This is a genomic window from Streptomyces sp. Wb2n-11 (assembly GCF_001049855.1).
Classification (GTDB): Bacteria; Actinomycetota; Actinomycetes; order Streptomycetales; family Streptomycetaceae; genus Streptomyces; species Streptomyces altiplanensis.
Map to the genome: position 1 here is coordinate 3211130 of NZ_CVPB01000001.1, position 20147 is coordinate 3231276.

General features: G+C 72.7%; 18 protein-coding genes and 1 pseudogene. 13 read left to right on the forward strand and 6 right to left on the reverse strand.

All coding sequences use genetic code 11. The annotated features are described in order from the left end of the window. Window positions 1-714 precede the first annotated feature (714 nt). Together BN1555_RS14565 and BN1555_RS14570 are read right to left on the reverse strand one after the other, a co-directional pair. Entirely contained in the window at window positions 715-3210 is a 2496-nt protein-coding gene (locus BN1555_RS14565; protein WP_093799781.1) for an ABC transporter permease, read from the reverse strand. Then, complete coding sequence (locus BN1555_RS14570; protein ID WP_093803406.1) at window positions 3204-3938, reverse strand: ABC transporter ATP-binding protein; 735 nt, start codon at window positions 3936-3938, stop codon at window positions 3204-3206. Before BN1555_RS14570 ends, BN1555_RS14565 begins: the two co-directional genes overlap by 7 nt. Before the next feature lie 243 nt (window positions 3939-4181). On the opposite strand from BN1555_RS14570, the gene BN1555_RS14575 reads away from it, so the two are divergent. The 3 genes from BN1555_RS14575 to BN1555_RS14585 are packed head-to-tail and all read left to right on the forward strand — an operon-like array spanning window position 4182 to window position 6896. After that, a complete protein-coding gene (locus BN1555_RS14575) occupies window positions 4182-4925 on the forward strand; it encodes a thioesterase II family protein (RefSeq protein WP_093799782.1) in 744 nt (247 codons plus the stop codon). 40 nt (window positions 4926-4965) lie between these two features. Further along, the gene (locus BN1555_RS14580) at window positions 4966-6252 is read left to right on the forward strand and encodes a sensor histidine kinase (RefSeq protein ID WP_093799783.1); all 1287 of its coding nucleotides are present in this window, start codon (window positions 4966-4968) and stop codon (window positions 6250-6252) included. Continuing rightward, window positions 6252-6896, forward strand: coding sequence for a response regulator transcription factor (locus BN1555_RS14585; protein ID WP_093799784.1), 645 nt, complete (start codon window positions 6252-6254; stop codon window positions 6894-6896). The genes BN1555_RS14580 and BN1555_RS14585 overlap by 1 nt, the downstream gene beginning before the upstream one ends. Before the next feature lie 123 nt (window positions 6897-7019). Here BN1555_RS14585 and BN1555_RS40335 read toward each other — a convergent pair. Continuing rightward, window positions 7020-7433: pseudogene (locus BN1555_RS40335) on the reverse strand (LuxR family transcriptional regulator); the annotation flags it as partial. On the opposite strand from BN1555_RS40335, the gene BN1555_RS40340 reads away from it, so the two are divergent. Beyond that, window positions 7432-7587, forward strand: coding sequence for a hypothetical protein (locus BN1555_RS40340; protein WP_255306038.1), 156 nt, complete (start codon window positions 7432-7434; stop codon window positions 7585-7587). The pseudogene BN1555_RS40335 and the gene BN1555_RS40340 overlap by 2 nt on opposite strands. Continuing rightward, window positions 7580-7861, forward strand: a complete 282-nt coding sequence (locus BN1555_RS14595) for a hypothetical protein (RefSeq protein ID WP_093799785.1) — start codon at window positions 7580-7582, stop codon at window positions 7859-7861. The genes BN1555_RS40340 and BN1555_RS14595 overlap by 8 nt, the downstream gene beginning before the upstream one ends. Before the next feature lie 129 nt (window positions 7862-7990). Here BN1555_RS14595 and BN1555_RS14600 read toward each other — a convergent pair whose 3' ends face one another. The 3 genes from BN1555_RS14600 to BN1555_RS14610 form a co-directional block, all read right to left on the reverse strand. Then, on the reverse strand, window positions 7991-9322 hold the full coding sequence (locus tag BN1555_RS14600; protein WP_093799786.1) for a hypothetical protein: 1332 nt from the start codon (window positions 9320-9322) through the stop codon (window positions 7991-7993). A 200-nt stretch (window positions 9323-9522) separates the two neighbouring features. After that, window positions 9523-9873, reverse strand: a complete 351-nt coding sequence (locus tag BN1555_RS14605; protein ID WP_093799787.1) for a hypothetical protein — start codon at window positions 9871-9873, stop codon at window positions 9523-9525. Window positions 9874-10034: 161 nt separating this feature from the next. Continuing rightward, entirely contained in the window at window positions 10035-11435 is a 1401-nt protein-coding gene (locus BN1555_RS14610) for a MocR-like pyridoxine biosynthesis transcription factor PdxR (RefSeq protein WP_093799788.1), read from the reverse strand. Between the two features lie 243 nt (window positions 11436-11678). Here BN1555_RS14610 and BN1555_RS14615 point away from each other — a divergent pair, with 243 nt between their 5' ends. The 8 genes from BN1555_RS14615 to BN1555_RS14645 all read left to right on the forward strand — a co-directional run bounded on the left by BN1555_RS14615 (window position 11679) and on the right by BN1555_RS14645 (window position 20102). Next, window positions 11679-13262, forward strand: a complete 1584-nt coding sequence (locus BN1555_RS14615) for an anthranilate synthase component I family protein (RefSeq protein WP_093799789.1) — start codon at window positions 11679-11681, stop codon at window positions 13260-13262. Continuing rightward, window positions 13259-13855 carry an anthranilate synthase component II gene (locus BN1555_RS14620; protein WP_093799790.1) on the forward strand — a complete coding sequence of 199 codons (597 nt, stop codon included), beginning with the start codon at window positions 13259-13261 and terminating at the stop codon, window positions 13853-13855. The genes BN1555_RS14615 and BN1555_RS14620 overlap by 4 nt, the downstream gene beginning before the upstream one ends. 61 nt (window positions 13856-13916) lie before the next feature. Continuing rightward, entirely contained in the window at window positions 13917-14081 is a 165-nt protein-coding gene (locus BN1555_RS38955) for a hypothetical protein (RefSeq protein WP_176710039.1), read from the forward strand. A 407-nt stretch (window positions 14082-14488) separates the two neighbouring features. Then, window positions 14489-15910 (forward strand): phenylacetate--CoA ligase family protein, encoded by a 1422-nt coding sequence (locus BN1555_RS14625; RefSeq protein ID WP_093799791.1) that lies wholly within the window; start codon window positions 14489-14491, stop codon window positions 15908-15910. After that, the gene (locus BN1555_RS14630) at window positions 15894-16580 is read left to right on the forward strand and encodes a type 2 periplasmic-binding domain-containing protein (protein WP_218058188.1); all 687 of its coding nucleotides are present in this window, start codon (window positions 15894-15896) and stop codon (window positions 16578-16580) included. Before BN1555_RS14625 ends, BN1555_RS14630 begins: the two co-directional genes overlap by 17 nt. Before the next feature lie 55 nt (window positions 16581-16635). Further along, a complete protein-coding gene (locus tag BN1555_RS14635; RefSeq protein WP_218058189.1) occupies window positions 16636-17925 on the forward strand; it encodes an amidohydrolase family protein in 1290 nt (429 codons plus the stop codon). Beyond that, window positions 17925-19148, forward strand: a complete 1224-nt coding sequence (locus BN1555_RS14640) for an MFS transporter (RefSeq protein WP_093799794.1) — start codon at window positions 17925-17927, stop codon at window positions 19146-19148. Before BN1555_RS14635 ends, BN1555_RS14640 begins: the two co-directional genes overlap by 1 nt. A 183-nt stretch (window positions 19149-19331) precedes the next feature. Continuing rightward, on the forward strand, window positions 19332-20102 hold the full coding sequence (locus tag BN1555_RS14645) for a B3/B4 domain-containing protein (RefSeq protein WP_093799795.1): 771 nt from the start codon (window positions 19332-19334) through the stop codon (window positions 20100-20102). Window positions 20103-20147: the final 45 nt, after the last annotated feature.

The following is a 20147-nucleotide window of genomic DNA, read 5'->3' on the forward strand; positions in this document are numbered from 1 at the left end:
CCGCTTGAGCGGGCCGCCCGGGGCCGGCCCCGGTCCCGGTGCCGATTCCTGTGCTGCTGTCCCGTGCGAGGCCACGGCCTCCCTCTCTCTCCGCTTCTCCACCGGCCGCGTGCCGCCGCCGTGACGCACCGCTTCCGCGACGCCCCGCTCCTGCGGTACCCCGCTTCCGTGATGCCACCGCCGCGAGTGCTGCGAGTGCTGCGAGGAAACCGTGCTCCGCCCGTGCGCGACCGCACGCGCCGGCGTACGCCACCTCAGCCTCGGTGATCTGCCGGGCCCCGCACCTCTCCGACACTCACCGCAACGAGAACGCGTCCGCACGCACGGTGCGTATGGAGCTGCTGTCTCCGCATTGGCCTTGCGCCCCGCGTGGTGACCGGTGGAAACAGGTCTGCTGCCGCACCTCGACCCGCGGGAAGCGCCGACTCGGGGCGGAGGCCGGCTAAGTGGTGACCACGACCGCCCGGCAGCTCCTGGATCATTCCGGTGAAGGCCCCTGTCCCCGGGCCGAGTTCGACGACCACGGGGTCGCCCGTCTCGGGCACGGGCGCGGTCACCGCCGCGGCGAGTCTGCGCGAACTCGGTGCCACCGCACCGATCTGCAGGGGTGACCGCAGGAACTCATGGAGCATCACACCGGTATCGCTCGTCAACGCGCTCTGCCTCTCGGAATCAGATGGTGATGGCCGCCGCCGGCCCCTGCCGGTGTACGGACTACTCCCGCATGCCGGCCAGTTCGACCGGCCGGGTGCGCAGCGCGAGCGACGCGGGCAGTACGGCGGACACGGTGGCCAGTACGGCGCTGGCCGCGACCACGGCGCCGACGGTCCCCCAGGGCACGACGACCGCCGACCAGACGTCGAGCAGCCCCAGCGCGCCCCACACACCGAGCAGGTTCAGTACGGACACGGCGCCGCCGATCACGGCGCCCACCGCCACCACCACCAGTGCCTCCACCGCGACCAGCCGCAGGACCTGCGGTTTGGTCGCCCCGGTGAGGCGCAGCACCGCGAGGTCGCGCACCCGGTCGGAGGTGGCCATCACCAGGGTGTTGGCCAGGGCGATTCCGGTGTAGACGAGGGCGATTCCCAGGATCATCAGCAGGCCGAGGCGGGTGTTCTCACTGGAGCGCGGGTAGTGCTCCGTCACCCACTCGCTCTTCGTCAGCACCTCGGTGCCGCTCGCCCGGCCCGCCTCGCGCAGCTCCGCCGCGACGGCCGAGCGGTCGGCGCCGTCCTCGACCTTGACGTCGACCCGGTCGATGCCGGCGCCGGCGGCGTTGCGCGGCGTCAGGTACACACCGTTGCTGCCGGTGCCGGTGCCGAGTACCGCGGCCACCTTGAGCGAGACCTTGCGGCCGTCGCCCAGCCAGACGCTGACCTGCTGTCCGACGGTACTGACCAGCCACTCCTCGTTGACGACGATGCTCTTGTCGTCGAGATCGGTGAGCCTGCCCGCCACCACGGGCAGGCTGGACACGGCGGCCAGGGCGGCCGGATCCACTGCCCTGGCCTCGGACCTGATCAGCGCCGTGCCCTCTTCGAGCACCGTCACCCCGGTGGAGCGCGACGCGCTGACCGCGGCGCCCGGGATGTTCCCGGCCCGCTCCACGAACTCCGGGGAGAGAGCGCGGCCTTCGTCTGCCGGGGAGACCACGAAGTCGGCGGCCGTCTGGTTCCCCGCCTCGGTGGCCTTGGCCTCGTTGATGGTGGCCACCGTCCCCATGAGGGAGGCGGCCAGTGCGACGGTGATGATGACGGGGGCGGCCACGGCGGCGGTCCTGCGCACCCCGGCAGCCGCGTTCTCCCTGGCCAGTACGCCGGTGGCGCCGGGCAGCCGGGCCGGCAGCCAGGTCATGAGCCGGGTCAGCGGCCGCACCAGGACCGGTGCGAGCAGGGCGAACCCGACGATCAGCAGCATCGGCTGGGTGATGTACGTCTTGCGCTTGAGGACGTCCCCGGGGTCGGAGACGAGCGCCATGACGAGCAGCCCGACCCCGGTCAGCAGTACGGCCGCGCCCGTCAGCCACCGGCTCAGCGGCATCGCCCGGCTGTCGACGGCCGATTCGCGCAGTGCCTCGGTCGGCCCGACCTTCCCGGCCCGGTAGGAGGAGACCAGTACACCGGCCATGGCCACGACCAGCCCGGTCCAGAAGGCCGTGTGCAGCGGCCAGGTCTGGTCGCCGATGGCGAACCAGTGCGGCGCGATCTTCACGTCGACCATCCAGGCGGCGAGCCGGGGCGCTCCGGCGGCGCCCAGCCGGCAGCCCGCGGCCGAGGCCAGCACGCCGATGACGACGGCTTCGGCGTACACCATCCGCCGCACCTGGCCGGGCGTGGCGCCCGCCGTGCGGAGCAGACCGAACTCGCGCCTGCGCTGGGCCACTGCGAAGGAGAAGGTCGAGGCCACCACGAAGACGGAGACGAAGCCGGTGATGGCGGCCGCCGTGCCCAGCAGCGCGTTGACCGAGACCAGGGCCTCGGCGTCGCGGTCCGGGTCGGGGTCGGCCCTGCGCCGGTCGTCGCCCGTGAGGACCACCATGCCGGTGCTCCCGCCGGCCACCGCGGCGACCGCCTCCGCGTCCGCGTGCACCACGACGGCGTCGATGGGCGGGGAGATCCTGGCGGCCTCGGCGCCGGTGAAGAACACCGCGGTCTCGAAGCCCGCGGGCCGCACGGTGCCGACCACGGTCCTGGTGCCGGTGCCCGCGGGGGTGCCGACCTCGATCCGGTCGCCCGTACGCACACCGGCGCCGGGACCTGCCGTGACGACGACCTCGCCGGGCGCTGAGGGGGCGCGTCCGCCGGAGAGCCGGTAGGGGGTGGCATCCGCGACCGGCCACGGGTGGCCGACGACCGCCCCGCCGTCACCGGCCAGGTCCGCGTCCGCGACGTTCACCGGGAAGGTCCGGTCCTCGACCGTACGGCCGAGCCCGGCGAGTGCGGCGGCCAGTTTCCCGGGCACCGCGCGGGGGTCGGCGAGGGGCTGCGTCCGGACGCCGATCGGCGTGTCGACCCGGAGCCGGTCCGACGCCTGGACCACCACGGGGGCCGCGGCGAACCGCTCGGGTCCCCGGTCCGGGGCGCTGAACGTGGCCGCGAGCGCGAGTCCGGTGGTCGCGATGAGCCCCACGCCCAGGGCCAGGGCCACGAAGGAGCCGACGAAGGTGACCCAGCGGGCCCTCATGCCGCGCAGCGCGAGACTCAGCACGGGACCGCCGCCAGCTTCGTCATGCGCGCGGCGACCTGCTCGGCGGCCGGGGAGTACAGCTCGTCCTGCACCCGGCCGTCGGCCAGGAACAGCACCCGGTCGGCGTAGGAGGCGGCGACCGGGTCGTGCGTCACCATGATCACGGTCTGGCCGCCGTCGACCATCGAGCGGAGCATGGACAGCACCTCCCGGCTGGTGGTGGAGTCCAGCGCGCCGGTCGGCTCGTCGCCGAAGAGCACCTCGGGGCGGGTGACCAGGGCGCGGGCCAGCGCCACGCGCTGCTGCTGGCCGCCGGACATCTCACTGGGCCGGTGCCCGGCGCGCTCGCGCAGCCCCACCCGCTCCAGCACCTCGAGTACGTGGGCCCGCTTGGGCCGGCGACCGGCCAGCCGCAGCGGGAGCGCCACGTTCTGCTCCGCGGTGAGCGAGGGGAGCAGGTTGAAGGCCTGGAAGACGAAACCGATCCTCTTGCGGCGCAGTAGCGTCAGCTTGGTCTCGTTGAGCCGGGTCAGGTCGGTGTCGCCCAGGAACACCTGGCCGCTGGTCGGCCGGTCAAGTCCCGCGGTGCACTGCAGGAGGGTCGACTTGCCGGAGCCCGAGGGGCCCATCACGGCGGTGAAGGTGCCCTGAGGAATGTCCAGGCTGACCCGGTCCAGCGCGGTCACCGCGCTGGCGTCCTTGCCGTAGGACCGGGTGACCGAACGGAGCCGGACGGCTGCTTGATTCATGGTGTCCACTCAATAGGGCCCGCGCTTCCGACACATCGGAGCGGAGCGGAGTCTTGGAGGTGGAGGTAGCTCCACCCTCATGTGCACGATGTCTGCACCCGCGCGGAAAAGGCAGCGAACCAGCGGGCAGGAACCTGCGGCGGCAGCAGCCTGCACGCGCGCGGAAGGCCCGCGGCCCGCCACCTCCACGGATCATGACGCGTGCAAGGTCGTGACATCAGACGCTGGGAGAGGTGGGTTCGCGTGACGGTCATCGACGCCGACAGGGGGAGCCGGTGGTTCCGGAGGCACCGGCGGGCCGGGGCGGCACGGGCCCGGCTGGTCTGCTTCCCGCACGCGGGCGGTACGGCGACCCTGTTCCACCACTGGCCCGGGCGGATACCCGGCGATGTCGAACTGCTCGCCGTCCAGTACCCGGGCCGGCAGGAGCGGTTCGCCGAACCGTGCATCGAGGACATGACGGAGCCGGCCGACCGGATCACCGGTGCGCTGGAGCCCGTACTCGCCGGACCGCGGCCGCTGCCCCTGGTCCTGTTCGGACACAGCCTCGGCTCCGCGGTCGCCTACGAGGTGGCTCGCCGCCTCGACGAACGGCACGGCATCGTCGCGGACCGCGTCATCGTGTCGGGGCGCGGCGCGCCCCACCTCGAACGCGGCGGGAAGCTGCACCTGCTGGACGACGACCGGCTCATCGCCTCGGCGCGGCGGCTGGGCGACCTGGCCTCGCAGCATGCCCAGCACAGGAAGTACCGGCTCCACCGTGGGGAGCAGGAAGACGATGACCAGCGTCAACCAGACCGGCACGGTGGACAACTGGGCCTGGAGCCAGTCCATTCGGATCCCCTTGGTGCCGGGCGGCCCCGGGATGCGGGGTGGGAGCAGTCGGCTGCTCACTGCCTCAAGGAGACCCGGCCGGGCGGGCCCGGCACATTGCAACTGGGAGGACTCTTCCGGGAGAGGCAGTGCCCACCCGAAAGGTGGAGCTAGCTGGGTGGTCCGCCCGCACGGCGTTTCGTAGCGTGCCCTCATGCCCTCCCCCAGCCTCTGGCAGGCACTCCAGCAGCGTCGTTACGTCCTCAGCGGCTGGCCGTGGCGCGCGGCGCTCTATCTGCTGACCAGCGTGGCGCTCGGCATGGCCACGCTGGTCACGCTGCTCCTGCTCGCCGTCGCGGGCAGTGTGCTCACGGTGGTCCTGATCGGCGTGCCCCTGCTGCTCACGCTCGTACTCACCGGAGTTCCGCTGGCCGCGCTGGAGCGCCACAGGCTCCGGCTGATCGACCCGGGCCCGTTTCCCGGACCGCACCGCGAGCCGGCCGGCACCGGGCTGTCGTCCTGGCTGCGCACGCGGATCCAGGAGCGTGCCACCTGGCGGGAGCTGGGCTACGCGCTGCTGTTCGCCTTCCTGCTGTGGCCCCTTGAGGGGCTCGTCGTGGGTACGGTGATCACGGTCTGCGGCGGTCTGGTAGCCACCCCCGTGATGATGGCGGCGGGCGGCGACGGGGAAGCGCGCGTGCTCAAGCTCTGGCTCGCCGACTCCTGCCCGGAGGCCTTCGCCGCGCTGCTGGCCGGGCTGCTGCTCCTCCCCCTGCTCGCCTACCCGCTGGGCGTACTGGCCGCCGGCCGGGCCGTACTGACCAGGCAGTTGCTCTCCGTCCCCGAAAGCGGGCTCGACTCCCGCGTGCAGGAGCTGGGCCGTTCCCGGATGCGACTGGTGGACGCCTTCGAGGCGGAGCGCCGCCGCATCGAACGCGATCTCCACGACGGGGCGCAACAGCGCCTGGTCGCCCTGTCCATGACGCTGGGTCTGGCCAGGCTCGAAAGTCCCGCCGAGCCGCTGGGCGGCCTGCTGGCCAAGGCGCACGAGGAGGCGGGGGTCGCGCTGGTGGAGATCAGGGAACTGATCCGGGGCATCCATCCCCAGATCCTCACGGACCGGGGCCTGGAGGCCGCCGTCGAGGACATCGCCGACCGCTCGGCGGTCCCGGTGGACGTGAGTTTCGACCTGCCGGGGCGCCTGCTCGAAGCCGTGGAGACAGCGGTCTACTTCGCGGTCTGCGAGGCCCTGGCCAATGTCGCGAAGCACAGCAGGGCCACCCGGGCCCGGGTGACCGGACGGGCCGAGAAGGGCCGACTGACCGTGGAGGTGGAGGACGACGGGGTGGGCGGCGCCGACACGGTCGACGGGACGGGGCTCCAGGGGGTGGCCGATCGCATCTCGGTGCTCGGAGGCCACCTGCTAGTGTCCAGTCCGCCCGGCGGGCCCACGGTGTTCCGCCTGCAAGTCCCCTGCTCACCCGCCCGATCGAGGACATGATGTTGCGCATCGTACTGGCCGAGGACAGCGTGCTCCTGCGGGAGGGCCTGGTCGGTCTGCTGGAGCGATTCGGTCATCAGGTGGTGGCAGGGGCCGGAACCGCCGAGGAGCTGACCGCGGCGGTCGCCGAGCACCGCCCGGACATCGTGGTGACCGACGTCCGCATGCCGCCCGGTTTCTCCGACGAAGGACTGCGCGCCGCGATCAGCCTGCGCAAGCAGCAGCCGGGCCTGCCCATCCTGGTGCTCAGCCAGTACGTCCAGCGCGCCTACGCCGAGGACCTGCTCGACTCGTCGGACGGTACGAGCGTCGGCTACCTGCTCAAGGAACGCATCGGCAACGTCGAGGAGTTCATCGACGCCCTGCACCGGGTCGCCGACGGCGCCACGGTGGTGGACCCCGAGGTGGTCCGGCAGCTGATCCGGCACCGCCGCGACCCCATGGCGAGGCTGACCGCCCGCGAGCAGGAAGTGCTGGCCCTGATGGCGGAAGGCAAGTCCAACGCCTCCATCGCCGCGGCCCTGACCGTCAGCGAGGGAACGGTCAGCAAGCACTTCGGCAGCATCCTCACCAAGCTCGACCTCAACCTGTCCGACTCCACGAACCGCCGGGTTCTGGCGGTACTCGCCTATTTGCGCGGGTGACCTCCGCCGCCCGCGTCCTTCCCCCGCCGCTCGGACCGTGAGCCAGCCGCGCTGTGCGGCCAGCGCGCCCAGCTGGAACCGGCTGCGGGCCCCGAGCCGCCCCATCAGCTCGGCGGTGATCCGACGGCTGGTGCGTACGGACACGCCGAGCTTGCGGGCGATGACCTCGTCGGTGAGCCCACTGGCGAGCAGCCCCAGTACGGCACTCTCCTGGTCCGCCAGGGCGCCGTCGCTGTTCCGGCAGCGGTCCTCGCCGAACCGTGCCGCCACCTGCCAGACGTGTTCGAACAGCGCCTGCAGCGCGGCGACCGGCCCCGGTCCGGACAGCAGGAAGGCACCCCGGTCCGGATCGTTGGGATCGACCGGGACGAGCGCCACCCGCCGGTCCCAGATCATCATCCGCAGCGGCAGGTGGGCGACGGTCCTGACCTGGCCCCCCTGTTCGCCGAGCCACTGGGCGTACTCGCTGGTCGGCCGGTCGTTGCGGATGCTGTCCAGGTAGACGGACCTGACCCGTACGGACCGCTCCAGCAGCATGAGGTCCAGCGCCCTGGCCTCCCGCAGGCTCTCCGCCGACTGCGCGCCCCCCGGCAGGAAGACCTCCACCTCTTCGCGGCAGTCGTGGGCGGCCTTCTCGATCCAGGCATGGACCGCGTCCGCGCCACTGGCCAGGGATCTCAAGAATGCGTGACAACAGAAACTTCTTCGCGGCGGTCATCGGTGCGGCCTGCTTGAACGCCCTGCTGTTCACCGGCACGGCGAATGCGGAGGACGACCTGCCCTGGACCCTCTCGGTCCCCACGGCGGTCGCGGCGGTCACCGTGACGGTCGGCGCGGAGGACGACCTGCCCTGGACCGGGCCCGCCCCGGCCCCGGCGCCGGCGCCGGGGCTGGGGCTGGGGCTGGGGCTGGGGCCGACCGGCAGGGCAGGAGCGCTGGACAGCGACCTGCCCTGGACGAAGTAACACACCACACCTACAAGGCGTCGACCGAGGTGGTCCCAGGGGGAACGGGAACCATCGGCCGACGCCTTGCGCGTTCGGGCTCGTGGAGGGGGCGGCGCGCGTGCCGGCCCCGGCCCGCCGCTTCGGCCGTCAGGAGCGGATGCGCAGCCCCGTGCCCCGCAGGCAGAGGGCGACATTGCGCACGGCGGCGGTGAGTTCCTCGATCACCTTGGCGGCCTGGTCCGCGTCGTGGAGGGCCGACCGGTCGACCTGCGCGAGGCCGAGTTCCTCCGTGAGCCGGCGTACCGCCTCGATGTTCTGGAGAGAGATCATGGGCGCCGCGGCGTCGGCGGAGGGCGCCGGGCGCGGAGGTGACTCCGGGTCCGGGTGGTCGATGGGGGACGAGTGGTGCATGCGGGCGACCGGCCGGACCGCGGACTCCTCGTATCCCGCGCGTTCCTGACCGCCCGGGGGGCCCTGGTGCGCCGGAGGGGCGAAGGGGGCGGCAGGCGCGGGATTCGCATGGTTCACGTGGTTCGCATGGCTCACGTGGGACGTCTCGGACGCGAGGCGCGGCACCGGGCCGTGGACGGGCGGCACCGCCTGCTCGAAGAGCTTCGTGCCATTGGCCTGCGGTTCGTGCCGCGCGTCCGGGAGCCCGGAGCGGTGGGCCTCCGTCCCGTCCGTCGCCAGGTGGTTCCAGTCCGGCTGCTGCGCGGAGTTCGCGGGCCTCGCCCGCGGCAGCATGAAACCTTCGCTGTCCGAGAGCCCGAGGGCGAAGACCGGCTGGGACATGGCGGGCGGGTACTCGGCCATCCACTGCGCGCGGTAGCAGTCGACCTGGTCCGCGCAGGCGGTCCGGGCGTGGAAGACCGCGCTCCCGTCCTCCCGGTCGGGGTACCAGAGGTTGGGGCCGGGGAAGCGCACCGTCCGCATCCGGGGCTTGATGTGCTCCGCGCATCCGATGCAGCAGTCGGGCGGGACGATGAGGGTGACGCCTCCGTTGTGTTCGGGCTGCCGGGGGCCGCCCTCCCACCGGTACTCCCCGTTGTGGCAGGGAGGCAGTTCACCGCAGGCCCGGCAGACGGAGTAGTGCTCCGGCAGGACCTGCCAGTCGTGGGACGCCGGTGCGCACCAGTGCTTCGGAGCGGACCGGGGGAGGTTCTCGTTGCGCAGCACCAGGACGATGGGGCGCTTGTAGAAGTCCGCCCGCGCGGGGGCCTCCGTGGCCGGCTGCCCGTTGGCCCGGTGCAGGCTTTCGGAGTGCTTCCACAGCTCGACGTGATCACGCCAGGCTTTCTCGTACGACTTGGGCCACGGGTCGCGGTACCCGTGGATTTCGAGGATCCGCCAGGGCTGCCGGTCGACGACGACGATGTGGCCCGCTCGCAGGCGAAGGTACGTACCGTCGTCGGCCTCTTCGGGCCAGTCGATCCGACCGATGCGAATGGGCTGATCGGGGAGCCATTCGCTGACGTGCATCACATGCTCCTCAACAACCAAGTTCTATCGACTGAATAGTTACTGGTAGTCTTGAGGACTTTGCACACAAAGCGGCCCAGCCACGCATGTACCGCCCGATTAATACCCGTACAGACCAATACTCCCAGTATCTCCCCCTTGCGGGTGGTTCTTAAGCAAGCCGAACGTGTGACGTGGGGTCACTCTCGTGAGGGAAGCCCTCAGAACTCCTGTGACGCCGTTCCCCTTGCGCGGTCCGCCCCGTGACCCATGAGAACTTCATCCCCCGCCAGTGAGGGCGGCACTGTCTGAAGTCCGTCCGCGGACAAGGATGACGGCTGAAAAGGAACCCCAGAAGCGCCACGGAAGGACACCACGACCATGGCCATGGCCATGACCATGACCGACATCATGATTGACCGCGTCATGAGCGTCGCCATACTCACGTCGTGCCCCGCGTTCACCGCCAGCAACGCCAGCAACGCCGGCATCTGCCGCGGCTTGGCCGCGCTGGGTACCACCGATGTGCCGTCGATACGTACGACGGGCGGCCCGAGAACTCCGCTCTCCATACCTGCCCCCTCTCACCTGCACTGCTCTGCCAGGACAGTGACACCGACGGGCGGCGGAGCGACATCCATCCCCTCACGAGCCGGATGTGAATGCTGCGGCTCCCCGGCACGAATCCCTCACCCCGGCGAATGACGGGCCGACCTCCGCGGGCCCGCGCCCGTCAGGCTTCCAGCTCCCGGTACGCCGCCCCTATGGCCATCAGGCTCCGGGTCACCCCGGCGCTGTTCACCGCCGCGTAACTGATCACCAGTGCAGGGGGCCTCGACGTGTCCGTGAGGGTGTAGAAGTGGCCGCCCCTGACCAGTACGGAACGGTGGCGGGCGGCCCGGACCAGGGCTTGCTCGTCGACGTGGGCGGGGAGTTCGAGGTACGCCTGCAAGCCGCTGTCGCGGCCGATGAGGCGGCTGCCGGGAAGGCTCGCCCCGGCCTGGCGGCGCACGGCCTGGCGGCGGCGGTGGAACTCCGAGCGGAGCTTGCGCTGGTGCCGGTCGAAGGCGCCGGTGTCCATGAAGCGGGTGAAGACCAGTTGCTCCAGCCCGGAACAGCCGATGTCCCAGCCCGCGCGGACGTGCTCGATCGAGGCCATCAGCTCCGAGGGGGCCGCGAGCCAGCCCAGGCGCAGGGCGGGGGCCAGGGCCTTGCTCGCGCTTCCGGCGTAGACCACCCGGTCCGGGGCGAGGCTCTGGAGCGCCGGGAGCCGGTCGTTGCGGTGCAGGAACGGGCTGTCGAAGTCGTCCTCGATGACGTAGCCGTCGACCTCACGCGCCCAGTCCGTGAGGCGTTCGCGGCGGACCCGGCTGAGCCGGGTGCCCGTGGGGAACTGGTTGCCGGGCGTGGCCAGGACGGCCCGTACGCCGCTCTGCTCCAGGAGGTCCACCCGCAGCCCGTCCCCGTCCACCGGGATGCCGACCGGACGCAGGCCCGAGCTGGTGATGAACTCCCGCTCGCCCGGGTGGCCGGGGTCCTCCACGCCGAGCGTGGTGTGACCGCGGTCGAGCAGGACCTTGCAGACCAGGGCGAGGCCCTGGGCGAAGCCGGCCGTCACCATCAGGTCCTCGGGGCGGCTCCGCACGCCGCGCACCCGGCCCAGGTAGCCGACCAGTACGCGCCGGGTCAACGGGACGCCGGCCGGCTGGGAGTAACCCAGCTCCCGGCGGCCGGAGTTGTTGACCACGTGGGTGACGCAGCGGATCCACTCCTGGCGGGGGAAGTCCACGATGTTCGACGTCCCGGTGCGCAGGTCCCACGTGGCTCCGGGAGCGGGCTCCGGGTCGGCCGGCACGAGGGCGGAGCCGACGGCGTCGGGCTGGGCGCGGCGCGAGATCGTGGTGCCCGAACCGCGCCTGGTCTCCAGGTACCCCTCGGCCGACAGCTGCTCGTAGGCCTCCACCACGACGCTGCGGGACACGCCGATGTCCAGGGCCAGTTGGCGGCTGGAGGGGATCCGCGTGCCCGGCCACAGGGTCCCGTCGTCGACTAACCCGCGCAGCGAGTTGCGCACCTGGACAGCCAGCGGAAGGTGCGAATCACGGTCCACGGTGAGCCCCAGTTGCCACGACAAGTGGTCTCCTCCCGGACGGTCGAAGTGGTATGGCCCGGGCATTCTCACATTTGATGAAGTCGTCTCGCACACACATTCGCCGCCGGGCAGGCTGCCGGCGGCACGGGGGGTGGTGCGGGGGAGCCGGGACGGTGCGGTCCTGGCATGCGTGACGTGCGGCGCTGCATGACCGGAGTGCGCCGCGGACGTGATGGTTGATTCCTCGAAGCCCCTACGGTCCGTTCGGATCAGAAAGGTTTCGTCATGTCGTTGCTGTCAGAGTTGGGCCCGCCCGGAGCCGGGGCGGCGGGGCCGGCGCAGGGGGCCGCCGGGTGCCCCGCGCGGCCCGGGGCCGTGCGGGTGCGCGTGGTCTCCGAAGGACTTCCGCCCGTCGACGCGCTGAGTCTGTACGAAGCCCTCGCCGCCACCCGGGAACAGGGCGACGTCTACCTCTTCGAGAGCCTGGACGGGCCGGACCAGGACCGGCACTTCGCCGCCGTCGGCTGCGGACGCCTCGCGGAGCTGCGCGTCTTCGCCGACCGGGTGGAGCTCGTCGCCCCCGGTGATCTCGGCGACGCGCTCGCCGCGGCCCTGACGGCGGCCGTCGGGGCGCCGTACGGCGCGGAGGGCGCCACTCGGCGGTGGGGCGTGGGCGATTCCGGCGCGGTGTGGCGGATCCTGCGCGCGGTGCAGGGCGCTTTCGACGTCGACACCGAGGTGCCCACGGGAACCTTCGCCTTCGGTTTCCTCACCACGCTGTCGTACGAGGCGGCCTGGGCCATGGAGGACCTCCCGGCCCAGGCGGCCGGGGCGGACCTGCCGCGCTGCACCCTCACCCTCTTCAGGGACACGGTCTGGTACGACCTGCGGGACGGCGGGGTGCGTCATCTCGTCGCCGAGGGGCCGCGGTTGCCGGCGGACGGGGGCCGGGAGCCGCTGCGGGCGGTCGTGGCCAGGGTGAACGCCCAGGACGCGGCGAACGGTGCCGCCGCCGTGCCGGACGCTCCGGCGCCCCGGTCCGTGCGGGACACCGTGGACGAGGAGACGTTCGTCGTGCGCGCCAAGCGGTGCCTCGGCCACATCGAGATCGGTGACGCCTACCAGATCCAGATCGGCCACCGCATCGACGTCGAGAGCGCGTTGACGCCGCTCGAGGTGTACCGGCGCCTGCGCCACCGCAACCCCTCCCCCTACATGTACCTCGTCCCCTGGGCGGGACGGACGGTGATCGGGGCGAGCCCCGAGCTGTTCGTCCGCATCCAGAACGACACCATCTCCATGCGCCCCATCGCGGGCACCGCGCCCCGCGCCGCCGACCCGGACGAGGACGGCCACCGGGTGGCGGAGCTGCGGGCCAGCGCCAAGGAACAGGCCGAGCACGTCATGCTCGTCGACCTGTGCCGCAACGACATCGGGCGGGTCAGTGTGCCCGGGACGCTCTCCGTCGACACGATGATGGAGGTCGAGCCCTTCGCCTACGTCCACCACCTGGTCTCCACCGTGTCCGGCCGGGTCAGGGAGGGCACCGACGTCTGGACGGCGATCTGCGCGACCTTCCCCGCGGGCACCATGACCGGTGCGCCGAAGCTGCGCGCCATGGAGATCATCGACGACATCGAGGACCATCCGCGCGGCATCTACGCCGGGGCGCTCGGCCTGGTCGACGTGCGCGGGTTCGCGGTGCTCGCCCTGTGCATCCGGACCGCCGTCCACGACGGGGACCGCTACAGCACCCAGGCGTCGGCGGGCATGGTCGCCGACTCCGACCCCCGCGCCGAATGGCGCGAGACGCTGGCGAAGATGAGCGCCACCTACTGGGCGCTGACGGGCGAGGAGCTGTTGAAGTGAAGGTCCTGCTCGTCGACGCGTACGACAGTTTCAGCCACATCATCGACCAGTACCTGCTCACGCTCGGCGCCGAGACCGAGGTGGTCCGCTCGCGCACCCGCACGGTGGAGCAACTGGTGGACTCGGCACCCGACGCGGTGGTCCTCGGCCCGGGCCCCGGGCACCCCGCGGACTCCGGGCACGTCGAGCTGGTGCACGCCTTCGCCGGACGGGTGCCGCTGCTCGGTGTCTGCCTGGGGCACCAGGCGATCGGCCTCGCGTACGGGGCGCGGATCGCCGTCGCCAAGCACCTGATGCACGGCAAGACCAGCCCCGTCGAGCACGACGGGCAGGGGGTGTTCACGGACGCCGCGCGGCCGCTGACCGTCACCCGCTACCACTCGCTGATCGTCACCGGTCCGCCCGCGGAACTGGCGGTGACGGCGACGTCCGTGGACGACGGTTACGTGATGGGCGTCCGGCACCGGACGCTCGCCGTCGAAGGGGTGCAGTTCCATCCGGAGAGCATCATGACGGAGGACGGAATGCGGCTCTTCGGGAACTTCCTGGAGAGGGCGGGTGCGGTGAGCGCGCCGGGGGGCGCCGCCCGCTGAAGGGGGAACCGAGGAAACAACGGGGACACGGGGAACACGGGAAATGATCCGGGGGGATCACATGAACGGCCGAGCAACCACTGAGGTGGTGTCGCCGACCACGACGACCGCCTGCGCCAAGAAGACCGAGAACGCCGGGGAGGCCGGGAAGGCCGGGCGGGCCACGACGGCGCCCGAGGAGCCGGGGACTTCCGGCCCCGCGGCGCGAAGAGCCACCGCCGGCTGACCGCCGCGCGGCGTCCGGCCGGGCCGTCACCGCCGCCCCGGCCGGGACCGGAGCGGCAGTCCGTGCCCGCGTACCGAGTCTCCGAAGGCGCCGTACGCCCCGTCCCTGCCACCGGGGCCGGCACGCGCGCCACGCCGCACCGCATCCGCGTCCGCACCGCCGTGCCGGGGCCGACCGCCGCCCCGCCGTGGGCGGCCCGGACCCCCGCGACCGCGCGACCGGCCGCGGGCCGTGCCGCCGCGAACGCCCCGGGCACCGGCGGAAACCGAACGCCCCCGTACCGCCGCGCACGGCGGCCGTACGCCTCCACGACCGCGCACCCGCGTCACGAAGACACCTGCTTCGCGCGCGGCGGCCCGCACGGCGCCGCCCCACGCGCGCTTCCACCACGAGAGGACCCCTCACCCATGTGGCTGCCCACTCAGGGCCCCGCGGCCGACTTCGCCGCCCGGTATCTCGAACTCCACCGGGCCTTCTACGGCCGGACGCTCACCGACACGGCCCTCGCGGACTGGCGCACCCGCCAGCTGCGTACCGTTCTCGACCAGGTCAGCACCGGATCGCCCTTCTACGCACGGCACTTGAAGGGCGTCGACCTCGCGGCGATCACGCCGGACGACCTCTCGGCGCTGCCCTACACCACCAAGGCCGATCTGCGGGAGGAGATGCTCGACGTCCTCAGCAGGCCGCTCGCCGACGCCCTCTTCTTCTACGAGACGACCGGCACCACCGGCCGGGCGACGCCCTGCCCGCGCGACGGCCGCGAGATCACCGCCAGCAACGCGCACATCACCGAGTCCTGGGCGTCGATCTTCCGCCACCACTTCGGCGGACACGCTCCGCGTATCGGCCTGATGGGCCCGACCGAGGTGCACTCCTTCGGCGACACCCTCGGGGACATCGCCCGCAACGTCGGCTCGCTCAACGCCAAGATCTGGCCGTACTCGCCCGTCATCGGCTTCGAGAAGGCCCTGCAGCTGATGAAGGACCTCGAACTCGAGGTGATCTGCTGCACACCGGGGGTCGCCCTCACCCTGGCCAAGGCCGCCGAGCACTTCGGTTACGACCTGCGCCGGGACTTCTCCGTCAAGCTGCTGTTCGTCACGGGCGAGATGTGCACGCCGGCGCTCGCCCACAATCTGGAGACGGTCTGGGGCGCGGACGTCTACAACATCCTGTACGGGTCCCAGGAGGCCTTCGTCATCGCGACGGCCTGCCGCAACAAGCGCATGCACCTGTCCCAGACGAACTACCTCGTCGAGGTCGTGGACCCGGAGTCCGGCGTCTCCCAGGGCCCTCGCGGCCAGGGCGAACTGACCGTGACGATGCTGGTGGACGGTGTGAAACCGCTCGTCCGGTACCGCACGGGCGACGCGGTGGCCGTCGAGGAGTCGGACTGCGGCTGCGAGATGCCGGGCGACCTCGTCCGGATCGTCGGGCGCACCCTGGACCGGCTCGAACTCGGCGGCCGGCGGTTCACCGCGGGGCAGATCGAGACGGCCGTCATGACGGGGGTCACGGGGTCCGCCGGATACCAGGTCGTGATCGAGCGGGACGCCTCGGGCCAGGACCGCCTGACCGTGCGCCTCGAACTGCTCAAGGACCTGGTGGAGGCCCCGGGGAGCCTCGCCGACACGGTGCGGACACGCGCCGCCGAGGCCCTCGGGGTGCCCGTCGCCGTCGAACTCAGCGAAGGCCTCGACCCGATCGTGAGCACGGGCGCCTTCGTCAGCTGGAAGGCCGCACGCATCGTGGACCGGCGCAGCGCGCCCGACCACGAGACCCGGGTGGCCCGGAAGATGGCGGAGAACCGTGGCTATGAGAGCTGACGCGGTGGCGCCGCCGCTGCCCGGCGCGCTCGCCGAGGAGTACACCGCGCGATGGAGCGAGCTGGCCCGCCGGTGGGCGGCCCGGCCCGGGACCACGCTGGGCACGCTCGGCCCGGCCGGGACCTCCAGTGAGCTGGCGGCCCGCTTCCTCGCGGCGGAGCACGGCCTCTCGGTCGAGCTGTTCACCACCTTCGACGACGTTTTCGACCACCTCGTCGGGCGGAAGGTCGAGTTCGCCCTCGTCCCCAGCGCGTACGGGGGACTCACCCGCTTCCACTGGCACCGGGACCTGCGGTTGCGGGCGTTCTTCCCGCAGGCCACACCGGAGTACGGGATCGCGGCGGGGGCCGCCGGCTCCCCCGCGCCGGGCGACGGTCCGCTCGTGGTCGCCGCCATGTGGGAGGTCCGCCGGATCTACGCCGAGGTGGTGCCCCCGGAGCTCCGCGACCGCGAGGTCGCGTGGGTGGACGTCTCCTCGACCCAGCAGGCCGCGGAGGTCGTCGCCGGGGGCGGCGCGCAGCTCGCGGTCACCAACGCGCCCGGAGTACGGGCGCAGGGGCTGCGCTGGGTGGCCCGGCGTCCCGGCGCGGAGATCATCTGGACCCTCTTCGGCCGCGCGGAGGACGCGGAGGACGGGGAGGGCCCCGAACGCACCGGCGCCGCCGGCTAGCCGGCCCACCACGCGCGACAACCACCAGACGCAGCCGACACGGGAGATGTTCGACGTGCCACGCAAAACCCTGCTCCACCGCGCCACGGTCCAGGAGGGCCTGGGCCGGGCCTCGCTGCCCCGCCGCAGCGTGCTGCTCGACGGCGACCGCATCGAGGCGGTCCTGCCGGAGGGCCTCGCCCCGCTGCACTCGCCCGAGGTCGACGTACTCGACCTCGACGGGCGCACCGTGATGCCCGGCATGACCCTCGGGCACACCCACATCGCGTACCTGAACATCCTCGACGGGCGGGAGATGCTCTTCAAGTACTCCGTCCCCGAGGTCACCCTGGCCGCCGCCGAGAACACCACCGCCCTTCTCGGCCTCGGCTACACGGCCTTCGTCGGCGCGGGTTCGGTCGCCGGGATCGACATGGCGCTGCGCAGGGCCGTCGACTCCGGCCGCCTCCTGGGCCCCCGGATCACCCCGTGCAGCCGCGACCTGATGGTGTCCGGGCCCCCCGAGCGCCGCAATCCCGAGGTCAGGAAGCGCATCCCGTCGGACCTGATGCGCCTGGCGGACACGCCGGAGGAGATGGCGGAGTACGTCGCCGGGGAGATCGCGCAGGGCGCGGAGATCGTCAAGGTCTTCTCGTCGGGCGACGACACCTTCCCCAACGGCCGCTCCCACGAGCTGCTCTTCACCGCCGAGGAGCTGGTGGTCGCCGCGCGCACGGCCCACGAGCACGGGGCCAGGGTACGGGCCCACTCGCGCGGCCTGGAGGGCATCCGCAACGCGATCGCCGCCGGGGTCGACGTCATCGACCACGCGACGTACGCCGACGACGCGGCGCTCGACGCGATCGCCGAGCGGGGCATCTTCGTGGTGCCGAGCCTGTACCAGCCGCACATGCTGCTGACGACCGGGACCGAGCACGGCAAGACCCCGGAGTACCTGGAGACGCTGGAGTTCGAGGCCGAGGTGGCCAACACGCTGCGCATCCTGCCGCTCATGGTGGAGCGCGGCATCCCGGTCGTGGCCGGGGACGACTTCGGCTTCGCCTGGACCCCGCACGGCACGTACGCCAAGGAGCTGGAGCTGTACGTGACCATGGCGGGCATCCCCGCCCCCACCGTGCTGACCTGGGCCACCGCCAACGGCGCCCGGCTCGCGGGGCGCGGCGACGACGCGGGGACGGTCCAGGCGGGCCGGCTCGCCGACCTGGTCGTCACGGACGGCGACCCGGCGCGGGACATCACCGTGCTCAGCCGCCCGGGAGCGATCGAACTGGTGCTCCTCGGCGGCGCCGCCGTCGCGGGCGACGCCGGCGCCTTCCGGACCCGGGTCCCGGCAGGGGCCGCGTGATGGCCCGCACCCGGCCCGCACTGCCCGTGCTTCCGGTGCTCGCCGTCGGCGCCTTCGCCATCGGGACCGACACCTTCGTGGTGGCCGGTGTGCTGCCGGAGGTGGCCCGGGGCCTGGGGGCCGGACTCGCCGACGTGGGGTGGGTGAGCACGGTCTTCGCGCTCACCTACGCCGTCCTCGCGCCCGTGCTCGGCGCGCTCACCGGCCGGGTCGAGCGGCGCACCGTACTGGTGGTCTCCCTCGTGGTCTTCACACTCGGCAACGCGGCGTCCGCCCTCGCGCCGAGCCTCGGGACGCTGCTCGCCGCCCGGGTCGCGACCGCCGCGGGCGCCGCCCTCTACATCCCCGCCGCCTCCGCGTCGGCCGCCGCGCTGTCCCCGCCAAAGAGGCGCGGGCGCGCCATGGCCGTCGTCCTCGGCGGACTGTCCGCGGCGACCGTCGCGGGGGTGCCGTTCGGGACCTGGCTGGCCGCCGACCTGGGCTGGCGCTCGACGTTCTGGCTGCTCGCCGGGGTCGGCGCGCTGTGCGCCGCGGCGGTCGCCGGCGGACTGCCCGAGGTGCGGCTGCCCGCCGCGCCGGGGCTCGCGGCGCGGCTGGCCCCGGTGCGCGACCCGCGCGTGCTGTTCACCGTGCTCACCACGCTGCTGTTCATGACCGGCGGCTACCTCGCGCTGACCTACATCGGTGCGGTGCTCGCCCCGGCGACCGACGGCTCCGGTACGACGCTCGCGTTGCTGCTCCTCGTCTTCGGGGTGTTCGCGGTGGGCGGCACGGTGCTGGGCGGGCGCGCCACCGACCGGTGGGGGCCCACCCCCGTCCTGCTCGGCTCCGTCGCGGGGCTCGGCGTCGTCCTGGCGGCGCTGCCGCCGGCCCGGGGCGGGCTGTTCACCGCGGCCGTCGCCATGGCGGCCTGGGGGGTCACCGCGATGGCCACCCAGCCGCCGCAGCAGCACCGGCTGTTCGCGATCGCACCGGCCTCGGGCCCGCTGCTCCTCTCCCTGAACTCGTCGGCCACCTTCGCGGGGATCTCCCTGGGCGGGTTCGCCGGCGGCCTGGTCATCGAGCACGGCGGCGCGGACGGCCTGGACCTGCTGGGTCCGTACGGGGCCGGTCTCTCGGTGCTCGCGCTGGTGACGGCCCTGATCGGCGTACGGGTGAAGGCGCCGGCCCAGCCGGCCGGGCCGGCCCGCGGGGCGCCCGAACCGGCGGGGAAGACCGGCTGACCGGAGCGGCCCCCCGGAAGCGGCCTCTCGTAATTCCCCGGAATTGGCCACACCCGGGGGACCACCCGCTCCTTACCGTCAGTCGCGTCATCAGCGGACCACCGCACCGGACATGACCACCGGCACCGACACCGACACCGACACCGACACCGACACCGACACACCAACGAAGGATCACAGCCCATGGACAGCACCGCCGCCGGCATCCGCACCCTGACCGTCACCATCGACGCCCGGCTGTCGGCGCACGTTCCCGGCTATGTGCTCGGTCTGATCGCCGTGCCGGACATCGACGTCGTCGAGGACGCCCCGGCGGTGGCCGCGCAGCTCACCGCCGCCGAGGACAGCCTGCACGCCGAGCGGCTCACCAAGGCGGACGTCTCCGCGCTGCCGGCGATCGCCGCCTGGCGGGACGCCTACCGCGCCGTCGGCGTGAACCCCAACCGCTTCCCCTGCGCCGCCGAGTCGGTCCTGCGCAGGGTGGCCAAGGGGGACCGCCTCCCGCGGATCAACTCCCTCGTGGACCTGTGCAACGCCGTCTCCCTGGACAGCCGCCTCCCGGTGGCCTCGTGCGACGTGGGCGGCATCGAGGACGAACTGCACGTCCGTCTCGCCCACGGCACCGAGACCTACCTCCCGCTCGGGGCGCCCGAAACTCCCGAGCAGCCCGAGCCGGGCGAGGTCGTCTACGCCGACGGCCGGGGGCGCGCGCACTCGCGGCGCTGGAACTGGCGGCAGGGAGACGTGGTCAAGACCGGCACCGGGCGGCGCCGGATCCTGCTCACCGTGGAGTCGGCGCACGAGGGCGGCCGTGACGACGTCGAGCGGGCGCTCGGCCGGCTCACGGACACGCTCGCCGGGCTCGGTGCCGAGGCGGGGCGCCCTCTGGTGCTCGACCGGTCCACGCCGTCGGGGGAGGTGTTCGGAGCCCCGTCGGCCGCGACGGTCCGCTGACCCCGCACGCGTCGACGCGCGTGACTCGTACGACTCGCATGAGGA

Excerpts from the sequence above, each read along its gene's own strand:
- BN1555_RS14615 (WP_093799789.1), top strand. The coding sequence starts at position 11,679 with ATGTCGTTGCTGTCAGAGTTGGGCCCGCCCGGAGCCGGGGCGGCGGGG.
- BN1555_RS14585 (WP_093799784.1), top strand. The coding sequence starts at position 6,252 with ATGTTGCGCATCGTACTGGCCGAGGACAGCGTGCTCCTGCGGGAGGGC.
- BN1555_RS14580 (WP_093799783.1), top strand. The coding sequence starts at position 4,966 with ATGCCCTCCCCCAGCCTCTGGCAGGCACTCCAGCAGCGTCGTTACGTC.
- BN1555_RS38955 (WP_176710039.1), top strand. The coding sequence starts at position 13,917 with ATGAACGGCCGAGCAACCACTGAGGTGGTGTCGCCGACCACGACGACC.
- BN1555_RS14640 (WP_093799794.1), top strand. The coding sequence starts at position 17,925 with ATGGCCCGCACCCGGCCCGCACTGCCCGTGCTTCCGGTGCTCGCCGTC.
- BN1555_RS14570 (WP_093803406.1), bottom strand. The coding sequence starts at position 3,938 with ATGAATCAAGCAGCCGTCCGGCTCCGTTCGGTCACCCGGTCCTACGGC.
- BN1555_RS14600 (WP_093799786.1), bottom strand. The coding sequence starts at position 9,322 with ATGCACGTCAGCGAATGGCTCCCCGATCAGCCCATTCGCATCGGTCGG.
- BN1555_RS40340 (WP_255306038.1), top strand. The coding sequence starts at position 7,432 with ATGAGGTCCAGCGCCCTGGCCTCCCGCAGGCTCTCCGCCGACTGCGCG.
- BN1555_RS14605 (WP_093799787.1), bottom strand. The coding sequence starts at position 9,873 with ATGGAGAGCGGAGTTCTCGGGCCGCCCGTCGTACGTATCGACGGCACA.
- BN1555_RS14645 (WP_093799795.1), top strand. The coding sequence starts at position 19,332 with ATGGACAGCACCGCCGCCGGCATCCGCACCCTGACCGTCACCATCGAC.
- BN1555_RS14595 (WP_093799785.1), top strand. The coding sequence starts at position 7,580 with ATGCGTGACAACAGAAACTTCTTCGCGGCGGTCATCGGTGCGGCCTGC.
- BN1555_RS14625 (WP_093799791.1), top strand. The coding sequence starts at position 14,489 with ATGTGGCTGCCCACTCAGGGCCCCGCGGCCGACTTCGCCGCCCGGTAT.